This window comes from Williamsia sp. z34 (assembly GCF_059553395.1).
Window position 1 is genome coordinate 363723 of record NZ_JCANWW010000006.1, and the last position, 12477, is coordinate 376199.

General features: G+C 63.3%; 12 protein-coding genes. 6 read left to right on the plus strand and 6 right to left on the minus strand.

Features of this window, described 5'->3' with window-relative positions; translation table 11 throughout:
• The first annotated feature begins 7 nt into the window (after positions 1-7).
• From AC51GT_RS17525 to AC51GT_RS17540, 4 genes are all read left to right on the plus strand, one after another.
• Complete coding sequence (locus AC51GT_RS17525; RefSeq protein ID WP_496325017.1) at positions 8-796, plus strand: TetR/AcrR family transcriptional regulator; 789 nt, start codon at positions 8-10, stop codon at positions 794-796.
• Positions 797-801: 5 nt separating this feature from the next.
• Positions 802-1653, plus strand: coding sequence for an SDR family NAD(P)-dependent oxidoreductase (locus AC51GT_RS17530; RefSeq protein ID WP_496329578.1), 852 nt, complete (start codon positions 802-804; stop codon positions 1651-1653).
• A gap of 488 nt (positions 1654-2141) precedes the next feature.
• Complete coding sequence (locus AC51GT_RS17535; RefSeq protein ID WP_496329579.1) at positions 2142-2867, plus strand: hypothetical protein; 726 nt, start codon at positions 2142-2144, stop codon at positions 2865-2867.
• Positions 2868-3053: 186 nt separating this feature from the next.
• On the plus strand, positions 3054-3377 hold the full coding sequence (locus AC51GT_RS17540; protein WP_496325020.1) for a putative quinol monooxygenase: 324 nt from the start codon (positions 3054-3056) through the stop codon (positions 3375-3377).
• Positions 3378-3419: 42 nt separating this feature from the next.
• On the opposite strand, the gene AC51GT_RS17545 is transcribed toward AC51GT_RS17540, so the two are convergent.
• From AC51GT_RS17545 to AC51GT_RS17555, 3 genes are all read right to left on the minus strand, one after another.
• Positions 3420-4307 carry a 3-hydroxybutyryl-CoA dehydrogenase gene (locus tag AC51GT_RS17545; RefSeq protein ID WP_496325021.1) on the minus strand — a complete coding sequence of 296 codons (888 nt, stop codon included), beginning with the start codon at positions 4305-4307 and terminating at the stop codon, positions 3420-3422.
• A gap of 184 nt (positions 4308-4491) precedes the next feature.
• Positions 4492-5787: an isocitrate lyase gene (gene aceA, locus AC51GT_RS17550; protein ID WP_496325022.1), complete on the minus strand. Its 1296-nt coding sequence runs from the start codon at positions 5785-5787 to the stop codon at positions 4492-4494.
• Positions 5788-6176: 389 nt separating this feature from the next.
• Positions 6177-6896 (minus strand): hypothetical protein, encoded by a 720-nt coding sequence (locus AC51GT_RS17555; protein ID WP_496329580.1) that lies wholly within the window; start codon positions 6894-6896, stop codon positions 6177-6179.
• A gap of 83 nt (positions 6897-6979) precedes the next feature.
• Between AC51GT_RS17555 and ramB the strand changes: the two genes are divergently transcribed.
• Complete coding sequence (gene ramB / locus AC51GT_RS17560) at positions 6980-8389, plus strand: acetate metabolism transcriptional regulator RamB (protein ID WP_496325024.1); 1410 nt, start codon at positions 6980-6982, stop codon at positions 8387-8389.
• A 5-nt stretch (positions 8390-8394) separates the two neighbouring features.
• Here the strand turns inward: ramB and AC51GT_RS17565 are convergent, their stop codons facing one another.
• Complete coding sequence (locus AC51GT_RS17565; protein WP_496329581.1) at positions 8395-9189, minus strand: amino acid ABC transporter ATP-binding protein; 795 nt, start codon at positions 9187-9189, stop codon at positions 8395-8397.
• Positions 9186-10604, minus strand: coding sequence for an ABC transporter permease subunit (locus AC51GT_RS17570; RefSeq protein WP_496325071.1), 1419 nt, complete (start codon positions 10602-10604; stop codon positions 9186-9188). The genes AC51GT_RS17565 and AC51GT_RS17570 overlap by 4 nt, the downstream gene beginning before the upstream one ends.
• Positions 10605-10723: 119 nt before the next feature.
• On the opposite strand from AC51GT_RS17570, the gene AC51GT_RS17575 reads away from it, so the two are divergent.
• Entirely contained in the window at positions 10724-11254 is a 531-nt protein-coding gene (locus AC51GT_RS17575) for a carboxymuconolactone decarboxylase family protein (RefSeq protein WP_496325026.1), read from the plus strand.
• A gap of 7 nt (positions 11255-11261) precedes the next feature.
• On the opposite strand, the gene AC51GT_RS17580 is transcribed toward AC51GT_RS17575, so the two are convergent.
• Positions 11262-12344 carry an aldo/keto reductase gene (locus tag AC51GT_RS17580; RefSeq protein WP_496329582.1) on the minus strand — a complete coding sequence of 361 codons (1083 nt, stop codon included), beginning with the start codon at positions 12342-12344 and terminating at the stop codon, positions 11262-11264.
• Between the last annotated feature and the right edge of the window lie 133 nt (positions 12345-12477).

The following is a 12477-nucleotide window of genomic DNA, read 5'->3' on the forward strand; positions in this document are numbered from 1 at the left end:
ACGGGTGATGTGCGCCCGACCGAATCCGGCAGCAGCCGCGCGTGCTGCGGTCGCCGCGGCTGCGACGGCCGCCGCCAAGGGTGTGTCTCTGCCCAAGGCCATTCGCAGTCAGGTCGGTATCGAGGACGTCAAGACAGACGGTCGCAAGCGCCGCTGGGAAAGCCACAAGGAAGCCCGCCGCACCGAACTCGTCGACGGCACGCTCGCCGCGGTCCGGACGCTCGGGCCCGACGCCGGCATGGACGAGATCGCCGCCGAGATCGGCGTCTCGAAGACCGTCCTCTACCGGTACTTCAGCGACAAGGGCGACCTGACCACTGCCGCGATGATGCGCTTCATCGAAACGGTTCTGGTCCCACGTCTGAGCGATGCCATCAACGAGGATCTCGAAGAGTTCGACCTGACCCGGATGGTCATCTCCGTCTATGTCCAGACCGTCGCCGATGAGCCACATATCTACTCGTTCGTCACGGCGGGCGGCTCGGGTGCTCAGGTACTCGCCGACTCGCAGAAGCTCGTCGCGCAGATGCTGGCGTTCGTGATGATCAACCGGATGGTCGATCAGGGTTCCGAGACCGCCGGTGTGGAGACGTGGGCCTACGGCCTGGTCGGCGCGATCCAGCTCGCGGTGCACTGGTGGATGGTCGAGCAGCGCCTCGGCAAGGAAGAGCTGATCAACTACCTGACCATGTTGGTGTGGTCGGCGATCTCCGGGATCGCAGCGGCCGGCGGTTCCAGCGACTACTTCAACGCGCAGGAACATCCACTCCCCGAGGCGCCTTCACCGATAGATTGACCCCCATGGGTGAGGAAATGTCAGCGGCTCCGGTCGCATTGGTCACCGGGGCCAGCCGCGGTGTCGGCAAAGGGGTGGCCACGGCGCTGGGAGCGGCCGGATGGACCGTGTACGTGACCGCACGCGGTGGGACCGCGCCGACGGATCCACTGGGTCAGACAGTCACCGACATCAACACCGCCGGGGGCACCGGGTTCGGTGTGCGCTGCGACCACTCCGACGACGAGGCGGTGGCCTCCCTGTTCGGGACGATCTCCGCCGAACAAGGTCGGCTCGACCTTCTTGTCAACAATGCCTGGGCCGCACCCAAGGGGTTCGGCGGCTTCAGTGACAAGTTCTGGGAGCGTCCCGTCTCCGATTGGGACACCCTGATCACCGTCGGCCTTCGCGCGCATTACGTGGCATGCGTCCATGCGGCGCAGCTCATGGTGCCGCAAGGGCATGGGCTGATGGTCAACATCTCGTCGTTCGGCACCCGCGGGCACCTGCATTCGGTCCTCTACGGGATGAGCAAAGCCGCACTGGACAAGATGGCCTTCGACATGGGCCATGAGTTGTCCGGCACCGGCGTGAGCGCAATCTCCCTGTGGCTGGGGCTGATTCAGACCGAGCTGCTGTTGTCGCTGGGTATCGACGAGTTCGCCGGCTTCAAGATCGGCGAAGCCGAACACCCCGAGTTCGTCGGCCGGGTCATCGACCGGCTCTGGCGAGACCCGGATCTGGACAAACGTAACGGACAGACCTTGGTGACCGCCGAGCTCGGCGCCGACTACGGCCTGGCCAACAACGACGGCGCGGTGCCGAAGTCACATCGGGCTCCGTTCGGTGGCGGACCGCTGTTCCCGCCCACCCATTGACCCCACCCCTAGCCACCGAAAATTCGCGCCACTTGCCTGCGTTCGCGCCAGCTGCAACGGGCGCGAACGCAGGTAAGTGGCGCGAATTTTTGGTGGCCAACCCGGCTCCCCCTGTAATGGGGTCATATGAATTTCGACGAATTTCCATATCAGGTCAATTGACCTCCTTCAAGCCCCAGTTTATGGACACATTAATGCACCAACGAGGATCGATATGGCTCAACCTATTCAGACCAGCAAACCCCAAAGGGCGGCTTTCCACTACCGAAATACGGACATACAGCCTGCTCAAAGCTGGTCCAGCCCACTGGTTTTCAAATTAATTAGCAGATCTCACAGATCTTGGTATTCGAACCACCCCAACTAAGAACCATTGCTAAAGGTCGAATAATTCAAGGAATCGACGTTTGCATTCACCCACATGACAGTTGTTAAGTTGACGTGACACAAACGCAACAAACCAACCTTTTGGGGGTCGATTCACAGCTATGAACCGCACTTTCGTTCGCGCCACCACCGCTGCCGCCGCAGTCAGCGCCGCCGCTCTCTTCTTTCCCGCCGTGGCCACGGCGGCACCGGTAGATGCCACCAACTGCGCAACGGTGTCGACCGGCACCGACGCCAACGGTTGGGGCAACCCGTTCCCGGAAGAGGCCGGAGCGAAGTACAGCGACACCACCGCTCTCGATACTGACGGCTCGCTGGTGCTGGCCACCGAGCCATCCTCGGCGCGGAAGGCCTGGTATCACCCCGCGGGTGAACTCAAGGCCACGGACATCAAAGGGTCGCTGATGTTCAAGCAGACCGAAGGCAATGCCAACTGGCAGATCCGTGTCACCGGCGCTGACACACAAGGTGCTCCCGCCTCCGAGAACGGCTTCGCCACCTTTGCCTGGGCGAGCCCGGGTACCGCCGGCGACCAGGATGCCACCAAGGCAACCAACTGGTGGTCGACCCGGAATCTGCCCGGCATTCCCAAGGGCACCCCATCGACACTCGATGCGTTGATCGAGGCTGCCGGCGGCGCAACTGTCGTCACAAATTATGGGGTCTCCGCGCAGCCGGCCACTCCCGGCGAAACGGTATACGTCGACTCGGTGTCGTTCAACGGTTGCACCACGAACTTCAAGGCCACCGGCTCTGCGGGCGGCGACAGCAGCGGCTCACTCGGCGGTCTCGGATTGGGCAACTTGATCCCCGGACTGTTCCCGTAAATCTCCACGCACGTACAGCAACATCGTCAAGAAGTGCCCTTCCCATCACGGGAAGGGCACTTCTCGTCATTGGGGTCTCAATATGCGACGACAGTGCCCACTCCCCCGGATACCTGCCAGATCCCCGCCCCACACAACTAGCATTTTCGCAGGGTGCACCCGTAGTCGACATTTCTGGAGGGCGAAGTGATTTTCATCGTGGTGAAGTTTCAGGTGAAGCCCGAGTGGACCGAGAAGTGGCTCGATCTGGTCGGTCCGTTCACCGAGGCAACGCGGAAAGAGCCCGGCAACAAGTGGTTCGAGTGGTCCCGCAGCGTCGATGATCCCAACGAATTCGTGCTGGTGGAAGCATTCGACGACGATGCGGCCGGCGCCCACGTCAACAGCGACCATTTCAAGAAGGCCACGCAGCAGGAGATGCCGCAGGCACTGACGGCCACACCCAGGATCGTCAGTCAGCAGATCGACGCCGACGGCTGGTCCGAGATGGGCGAGATCACGATCGACTGACAGGTCCCCCACCCCGCGCGGGTCAGGAACTGACGGGCGTCGCTAGTTCTTGACGCCGGTCTTCGCTGCGTCGTACTGATAGAAGCCGTGCCCGGATTTCTTGCCGAGCCGGCCGGCCTCGACCATGCGCAGCAACAGCGGCGGCGGCGAGTAGAGCGGTTCCTTGAACTCTTCGTACATCTTGTCGGCGATGGCCTTGACGGTGTCGAGGCCGACCAGGTCGGTGAGCTTGAGTGGTCCCATCGGGTGCGCGCAACCCAGGACCATCGCCTTGTCGATGTCCTCGACCGTGGCAAAACCGCTCTCCACCATACGGATTGCCGAGAGAAGATACGGGACCAGCAGCGCGTTGACCACAAATCCCGACCGGTCGGACGACCGCACGACCTGCTTGCCGAGGATGTCGTGGGCAAACTCTTCGGCGCGGGCGGTGATCTCCGGGGCGGTCACCAATGTGGTGACCAGTTCGACCAGTGGTAGCACCGGCACCGGGTTGAAGAAGTGCATCCCCACCACGCGATGTGCATTGGCGGTGGCCATCCCGAGCTTCATGATCGGGATGGACGAGGTATTGGAGGCGAGCACCGCGTTTGGATCGGTGACCACCTTGTCGAGCTCTTTGAAGATCTCGGTCTTGACCGCTTCATCCTCGACGACGGCTTCGCACACCATCTGCCGGTCGGCGAAGTCACCGAGGTCGGAGGTGAAACGCAAACGCCAGGAAGCCTGTTCACGCTCACGTTCGGTGAGCTTGCCGCTGCTCACGCCACGGTCGAGCGAACGCAGGATGCGCGAGCGTCCGGCAGCAGCGAGTTCGCGAGTGGTCTCGTAGACCAGCACGTCGGCGTGCGCACGAGCACACACCTCGGCAATGCCCGCGCCCATCTGCCCGGCACCGATGACACCAACCCGCGTAATCTTCTCGCTCATCACAAACTCCTGAAACTGCTAAGCCACAACATCTTTGAACCAAAAGAAACCACACATAAGGGCAAGATGAGGGTAACCCTTGTGGGGTACGCCCAAAAGCCGGTAGAAAACCAGCAGGCGGCCCGCAACGGGTAGTCGCGGACCGCCTGACTAGTACGCCAATGAATCGGAGAGGCGGTCTAGCTTAGTGGAATTGGCCTTCTTCGGTGGAGCCCTTCAGCGCAGTGGTGGAGCTGTTGGGATCAACGGTGGTGGCGATGCGGTCGAAGTAGCCGGCGCCGACCTCACGCTGGTGCTTGACTGCGGTGAAGCCGCGCTCGTCGGCAGCCTTGAACTCGCGGTTCTGCAGGTCGACGAATGCTGTCATCTGCTCGCGGGCGTAACCGTAGGCAAGGTCGAACATGCCGTAGTTGAGGGCGTGGAAGCCGGCGAGGGTGATGAACTGGAAGGTGAATCCCATTGCGCCGAGCTCGTTCTGGAACTTGGCGATGGTGGAGTCGTCCAGGTGCTGGCTCCAGTTGAACGACGGGCTGCAGTTGTAGGACAGCAGCTGGTCGGGGAACTCGCTCTTGACCGACTCGGCGAACTTACGAGCCAGCTCGAGATCGGGGGTGCCGGTCTCCATCCAGATCATGTCGGCGTACGGAGCGTAGGACTTCGCACGCGCGATGCACGGCTCGATGCCGTTCTTCACGTGGTAGTAGCCCTCGGCGGTGCGCTCGCCGGTGATGAACGGCTTGTCACGCTCGTCGACGTCAGAGGTGATCAGGGTGGCGGCCTCGGCGTCGGTCCGGGCGATTACCACGGTCGGCACGTTGGCGACGTCAGCTGCCAGGCGGGCGGAGCTCAGGGTGCGGATGTGCTGCTGGGTGGGGATGAGCACCTTGCCACCGAGGTGGCCGCACTTCTTCTCCGATGCGAGCTGATCTTCCCAGTGGGTTCCGGCGGCGCCGGCAGCGATCATGGCCTTCTGGAGTTCGTAGACGTTCAGGGCGCCACCGAAGCCGGCTTCGCCGTCGGCCACGATCGGCACAACCCAGTTGTCCACCGAGTTGTCACCTTCGACGCGGGCGATCTCGTCGGCACGCAGGAGTGCGTTGTTGATGCGGCGAACAACCGAGGGAACCGAGTTCGCGGGGTACAGCGACTGGTCCGGGTAGGTGTGTCCGGAGAGGTTCGCGTCGCCGGCGACCTGCCAGCCGGAGAGGTACACGGCCTTCAGGCCGGCGCGGACCTGCTGCACGGCCTGGTTGCCGGTGAGGGCGCCGAGTGCGTTGATGTAGCTGCCGTCACCCTTGGTGACACCTTCCCAGAGGATTTCGGCGCCGCGACGAGCGAGAGTCTGCTCTTCGACAACCGATCCCTGCAGGTTCTCGACCGATTCAGCGCTGTAGTCGCGGGTGATGCCCTTCCAACGAGGATTGGTGTCCCAGTCCTGCTGGATCTCGGCGGCAGTCCTTGGTTTTCCGACGGTGCTCATAATCTCGCGCTCCATATTCGTTGAGCTTGTGCTGTGAGGCGGTCCGAACCAGTTCGGTCGAACTGAACTCGTCCGGATCGACTTAGCAATTTAGTAACCCCTGAGGGCGTCTGCTTCACCGAGAGTGCCACAGGTAAAGCCGCAGGTCTACAAGCCGCAAATGCGAATTCAGGCCAGCTTTTCGCAGAGCCTTGCGAATGTTGCGAAGATTGCGGTGTGAACAACTCGCGCTTAGTTACTGGCGAGTACGCCAAAAAGTACGCGCGTACTGCAAGTATACGAATCGACTCTCACTCCAGCCGGCCCGTCGCTCGGCGCACACCGGCGCTCGCCGTTCCAACGTCGCGCCTGCCGATGGTGAGCGGAATCACAGTGACGACGACCGCGAATCACTTGTTCGCGGCGGCCACCCGGTCCACTGCCTCGGCGAACAAATCCGCGAATTCGACGTCGCTCAGGCCTTTTTCGGTCGAGTTGGCGACCAACTGCACGGTGATCCCGTCGACCACGGCATAGCCCGCCAGAGTCTGCGACGTGGCCGTCCGTCCCCCCGGATATGTGGTGGTCGCCACCGAGCCGACCATCAGCGACCGGGAGGTCGGCAGGGCCGGGGGCGTAAGGCGCCGATTCTGCGTGAGCACGGTGGTCCCGGCCGTGCTGCCCTGCGTCACCGTGATCGTGAACTGCGCGCATTCGCCGACGCTGACCCGCACGTCGGCGTCGATGTCGCGAGGCACCGTGGTCACCAACTCGGTGATGGTGCCGCCCGTCGGTGACTGCCATGCCGAGAGCGCCGCGTTGGACACGTCGAGCTGGTCGTTCAGATCGGCGTCTGCGGTCGGTCGGCACTGCGGAGGGTCGAACTGCGCCGATCGGGCCGATTCGAGCGCGGCGGCATTCTGCGCCCGCAGGTCGACGATGCCCAGATCAGCGGGCTGGTAACCCTTGGGGAACTCCCGGGCGGGCAGCAGGAGTGCAGCGGGTGTGTTCGGCACGGACTCCGTCGACGCCGATGATTCCGATGCCGGCGACGAACCCTCGGAACACGCGGTACCGAACAGGCACAGCGATGTGAGACCCATCGCTGCTACCGACAGCTTCCCGCGCATCCCCACAGCCTAGAGCCCGCCGATGCGGTGTCAGACCGGGCGACATGCGCTGGTCCGGTGACCACGCCGCATACCCTAGAAGGATGTCCAAGACCTACGTCGGCGCACGTTTGCGACAGCTGCGCTCCGAGCGCGGCATGTCCCAGGTTGCGCTGGCGCAGTCACTCGAGATCTCTCCGTCCTATCTGAACCAGATCGAACACGACGCCCGGCCCCTGACCGTTCCGGTCTTGCTCAGGATCAGCGAGGTCTTCGGGGTCGACACCGGGTTCTTCAACTCTCAGGACAACGCCCGGCTCATCGCCGAGATGCGCGAAGTGATGATGGACGAGGACCTCGGCGCGAATGCCGACGCCCAGGAGATCACCGACCTGGTGACCACACATCCCGATATGGCCAAGGCCATGGTGAACCTCCACCGCCGGTATCGGATCGCCACCGAACAGCTCGCTGCGGCCACCGACGAACGCGGCGACGGCACCATGAGGGGTTCCATCAGCGCCCCCCATGAAGAGGTTCGCGACTACTTCTATCAGCGACACAACTACCTCCACGAGCTCGACGTCGCCGCCGAGGAGCTCACGACCCGGATGCGGATGCACTCCGGTGACGTTCGTAGCGAGATCGCGAACCGTCTGCAGACCGTCCACGGCGTGCAGATCGTGCGACGCGTCGACCTCGGCGACACGGTCCTGCACCACTTCGACCCCGAGACGCGCCGCCTGGATATCTCCGGCCACCTCTCGCAGGGTCAGCGGGTGTTCAAGATGGCTGCCGAACTGGGTCATCTCGAATGCGGTGACCTCATGCGCGACATGGTCGACGAGGGCAATTTCACGTCCGATGAGGCCCGCGCGCTGGCACTGCTCGGGATGGCGAACTATTACGCCGCCGCCGCGGTACTGCCCTACGCCCAGTTCCACGGCGCGGCCGAGGACTACCGCTACGACATCGAACGGCTGTCGGCGTTCTACGCGGTCTCATACGAGACGATCTGCCACCGGCTCTCCACGCTGCAGCGCCCGAACCTGCGGGGCGTCCCGTTCACCTTCGTCCGGGTCGACCGCGCAGGAAACATGTCGAAGCGACAGTCCGCCACCGGATTCCACTTCTCCAGCAGCGGCGGCACGTGCCCCCTGTGGAATGTGTACGAGACCTTCGGTTCGCCCGGCAAGATCCAGACCCAGATCGCCCAGATGCCGGACGGCCGCAACTACCTCTGGGTCGCCCGGACCGTCGAACGCCGGGCGGCGCGTTATGGCCAGCCCGGCAAGACCTTCGCCATCGGACTCGGTTGCGAACAGCGCCATGCCGCCCGGCTGGTCTACTCGGACGGGCTGGAGATCGGCCCGCAGGCCAATGTGACGCTCATCGGTGCGGGTTGCCGCGTATGCGAAAGGATGAACTGCCCTCAGCGCGCGTTCCCGGCGCTCGGGGCGAAACTCGACATCGACGAACACCGCAGCACGGTCTCGCCGTACCTGGTGCGCTGACGCGGCTAGACCGGGTCGAGGATCCGACGTAGGAACTGTTTCGTCCGTTGATGTTTCGGCTTGGCGAGCACCTCGGACGGAGGACCCTGCTCCAGCACGATGCCACCGTCGACGAACAGCACCTGGTCGGCGACCTTCTGCGCGAAATGGATCTCGTGGGTCACCACGATCATCGTCCAGCCTTGGGTGGCAAGGTCTTTCATGACCCCGAGGACCTCTCCGACGAGCTCGGGATCGAGCGCGGACGTCGGTTCGTCGAACAGCATCAGCCGAGGCTTGAGTGCCAGGGCGCGAGCGATTCCCACGCGCTGTTGTTGTCCACCGGAGAGTTGATGGGGGTATTGGTCCCGTTTGTCCGACAGCCCGACCTGTTGCAACAGTGCCTCCGCCTCGGCGACGACCTCGGCACGGGGCCGCTTCTGCACGATCAACGGACCCTCGATGATGTTCTCCAACACGGTTTTGTGGGGAAACAGGTTGTGGCCCTGAAAGACCATGCCCGACTGTGCCCGATATCTGACCAGCTGAGCCTTGGGTATCGGTTTGTCGAAGTCGACGGCCACATCGCCGATGGTGATCTGGCCGCCATCCGGCATGTCGAGGGCATTGAGTGAACGCAGGATCGTTGTCTTGCCCGACCCCGACGGACCGATGATCGTGGTGACCGAGCCGGCTCGGACGGTGAAGTCGATGCCGCGCAACACGTGGTTGTCGCCGTAGGACTTCTGCAGACCGGTCACGGTCACTTGGTCGCCCACCTCGCCGGCAGCTGGGCGCTTCGGCACGGGAGTTTCGGTCATTTCGCCACGTACCTGTCCAGTCGGATCTCGATGCGGCCCTGTACCGACGACAATACGAGGCACACCACCCAGTAGTACAGGGCGGCAGTGCCGTACAGGGCAAAGAACTCGAAGGTCGGTGCTGCGGCGATCTGGGCGGTGCGCAGCAGTTCGGTCACCAGGATCGTCGAGGCCAGCGAGGTGTCCTTGACCAGTGAGATCAACGTGTTCGACAGCGGCGGGACGGCGGTGCGCAACGCCTGCGGCAAAATGATCCGCCGCAGCGCGACCGGATAACTCATCCCGATGGTCTCGGCGGCCTCCCACTGCCCCTTCGGGATGCTGCCGATGGCGGACCTGATGATCTCGGCGCCATAACCACCGACATTGAGACTGAAGGCGATCGCCGCGGCCGGGAACGGATCGATCAGGATGTTCAGTTCGGGAAGTGCATAGAAGATGATGAAAAGCTGGACCAGCAGCGGTGTTCCGCGGATCAGCGAGATGTAGACACGCGCGACCGACGACAACGCCCGACTCTTGGACATCCGCGCCAGCGCCACACCGAGCGCGATGATCAGACCGAAGAAGAAGCTGATCGCGGTCAACGGGATGGTCACGGTGATGGTGGCTTTGGCCATCGGCCACAGGTTCTCCGCGATCAGCTCCCACGTACTCGGCGCGGTCTTCGGTTCCGATGTGCCGGCGGCGTTGGCGTCGAGATAGGCCTGCGATATCGCTGCGAGGGTGCCGTCGCTCCTGAGCTCCTCGAGCGCAGCATCGATCTCGTCGATCAGCCCGCTGTCCCGTCGCGCCGCGAACGCCTGCTCACTCCTCTCGCCGATGTTCGCGGCGATCTTGATGCTCGTGTCGCCGGTGGTCGCCTGATAGGCGAGGACGGACAGGCTGTCGTTCACCGTCGCCTGCACCCGGCCCTGGTTGAGCAGCTTGATGGCCTGGGTGAAGCCCTCGACCGACTCCACGTCGGCTCCCGCGTCCCGCGCGACCTGCGCCCAGTTACTGGTCTCGGACTGCGCCGTGGTCTTGCCCTTGAGATCGGCGAGCGAGGTGATCGAGTTGTCGTCGGCCCTCGTCACGATCACGCCCTCGCCGATCGCGTACGGCGTCGACAGGTCGTATTTGGCCTTGCGCTCATCGGTGATGGTCACCTGATTGGCAACGACGTCGAACCGGTTCGATTCGAGCGCGGCGAAAATCGAATCCCATGGTGTCTCGACGAACTCGACCCGCAGGCCCATCTTCTCGGCGACTTCCTTCGCCACTTCGACGTCATAGCCGACGAGTTCGCCGGTGGCCGAATCGTGGTAACTGAACGGCGGATACGTACCCTCGGTGCCCACCCGCAGCACACCCGACTCCTCGAGCCGAGTGATTCCGGTACCGCCGTCATCCCCGCAGCCCGCCAGTATCGACATCGCAGCAATCGCTCCCGCGATGACGATCAGTATCCGACGCACCGATAGAACTCTAGTCCTCGAACGAGCAGGTCGGTGATCAGGCATTACTCGACGCGCCTTCCGCTACGTTGGCAGACGTGACCACACCACGCATCGATCCTGGCAACTTCCGTCAGCTCGGGCCCTTCAACTGGGTGTTCAGCCGAGGCGCCGCCCGCGTCATCGGGGTTCCCGACGCGCACATCTTCTCGACACTCGGGCGGGCCAAGGGCCTGTTCCGGGGATGGCTGCATTTCTCGAGCCGGATGATGCCGTTCGGCAAACTCTCGCGGCACCACGCCGAGATGGTCATCATCCGGACTGCCCATCTGCGGAACTGCCAGTACGAGTTGGATCACCACAAGCGCCTCGGTGGTCGGGCCGGAATCGATGACACCGAGTTCGGCCGCATCCTGGCCGGACCGGACGCCGGCTGGACGGACCTGGAGGCGGCCCTGCTGCGCGGCGTCGACGAATTGGTGCAGACGAAGGACCTGCGTGACAACACCTGGAAAGAGCTGTCCTCCCACCTCGACGAGCGTCAGCTGATCGAGTTCGTCCTCCTTGTCGGACAATACGATTCACTGGCCACCACCATCGGCACATTGCGGATCCAACGAGACTTCTGAGCACGTCTCAATAGCGGGTGTCACTCAGTGCCAGTGGCGGATAGGCGGTGGACTGCTCATCGTCGACGGTGATTCCACCGAACTGGAGCATCGAGCGCACCGCACCGTTCACCGGAGCCGGGTAGTTCAGATCTGGCACGGACACCTCATCGAGCCGCTTGATCTGCTCGGCCGTCAGCGACAACTCGAGCGCGGCGAGATTACTGGTGAGATGCTCCAGGCGACGAGCACCCAAAATCGGCACGATCGTGCCGCTGCGGCCGCGCAACCATGCCAGAGACACCGCTGAGGGGCTGGTCCCCAGCTCATCGGCCACCGCGGTCACTGCGTCGATCACCTTGTACTCCGCCTCACTGGGGCCACCGACAAAAGCCGCACGTGCCGAATCGGTGACCTCGACCCCACTGCGGTACTTGCCCGAGAGAAAGCCGTTCCTGAGGGGGCTCCACGGCACTAGCGCCATCCCCATATCTGCTGCGAGCGGGGCGATCTCGCCCTCGACGGTCCGCGCCAGCAAGGAGTACTCGACCTGCAGCGCGATCAGTGGCGTCCAGCCTTTGAGCATCGCCGTCACCTGCGCCTGGGCGGTCACCCAGGCGGGGATGTTCGAGAACCCGATATAGCGGATCTTGCCGGCCCGCACCAGGTCGTCGAGGGCCCGCATGGTTTCCTCGATCGGGGTGTTGCGGTCCCAATTGTGCAACCAGTACACATCGAGGTGATCAGTCTTCATGCGCCGCAGGCTCTCGTCGAGCTGGGCGATGATCGATGCGCGTCCGGCACCACCACCGTTGGGATCGCCGGGATGGAGATTGGTGAAGAACTTCGATGCCAGCACAACGCGGTCACGTCGTCCGGGACGTGCCGCGAAGTAGTCGCCGAGGATGGCTTCCGAATGGCCATTGGTATAGAAGTTCGCGGTATCGATGAAGTTGCCGCCGAGGTCGAGATACGTCGAGAGGATCTTCTCGGACTCTTCGACACTGCATCCGGCGCCGCCCGGATCTTCGCCGAAGGTCATCGCGCCGAGCGCGAATGGGCTGACGCGCAGGCCTGAGCGGCCGAGTGTGACGTAGCGGTCCAGTGACATGGTGGCGTCCTTCAATCAGGTTGGAAATGCTGCAATCGGGTCACCCACCACTCAACTCCGAGGCGCCACCGCGTCGGTAGACCAATCCTGTTGCGGTCTTGCCCAATCCTGCCGATTACGCCTGAAACAGGTT

Excerpts from the sequence above, each read along its gene's own strand:
- AC51GT_RS17525 (WP_496325017.1), top strand. The coding sequence starts at position 8 with ATGTGCGCCCGACCGAATCCGGCAGCAGCCGCGCGTGCTGCGGTCGCC.
- AC51GT_RS17530 (WP_496329578.1), top strand. The coding sequence starts at position 802 with ATGGGTGAGGAAATGTCAGCGGCTCCGGTCGCATTGGTCACCGGGGCC.
- AC51GT_RS17535 (WP_496329579.1), top strand. The coding sequence starts at position 2,142 with ATGAACCGCACTTTCGTTCGCGCCACCACCGCTGCCGCCGCAGTCAGC.
- AC51GT_RS17545 (WP_496325021.1), bottom strand. The coding sequence starts at position 4,307 with ATGAGCGAGAAGATTACGCGGGTTGGTGTCATCGGTGCCGGGCAGATG.
- aceA (WP_496325022.1), bottom strand. The coding sequence starts at position 5,787 with ATGAGCACCGTCGGAAAACCAAGGACTGCCGCCGAGATCCAGCAGGAC.
- AC51GT_RS17555 (WP_496329580.1), bottom strand. The coding sequence starts at position 6,896 with ATGCGCGGGAAGCTGTCGGTAGCAGCGATGGGTCTCACATCGCTGTGC.
- ramB (WP_496325024.1), top strand. The coding sequence starts at position 6,980 with ATGTCCAAGACCTACGTCGGCGCACGTTTGCGACAGCTGCGCTCCGAG.
- AC51GT_RS17565 (WP_496329581.1), bottom strand. The coding sequence starts at position 9,189 with ATGACCGAAACTCCCGTGCCGAAGCGCCCAGCTGCCGGCGAGGTGGGC.
- AC51GT_RS17570 (WP_496325071.1), bottom strand. The coding sequence starts at position 10,604 with ATGTCGATACTGGCGGGCTGCGGGGATGACGGCGGTACCGGAATCACT.
- AC51GT_RS17580 (WP_496329582.1), bottom strand. The coding sequence starts at position 12,344 with ATGTCACTGGACCGCTACGTCACACTCGGCCGCTCAGGCCTGCGCGTC.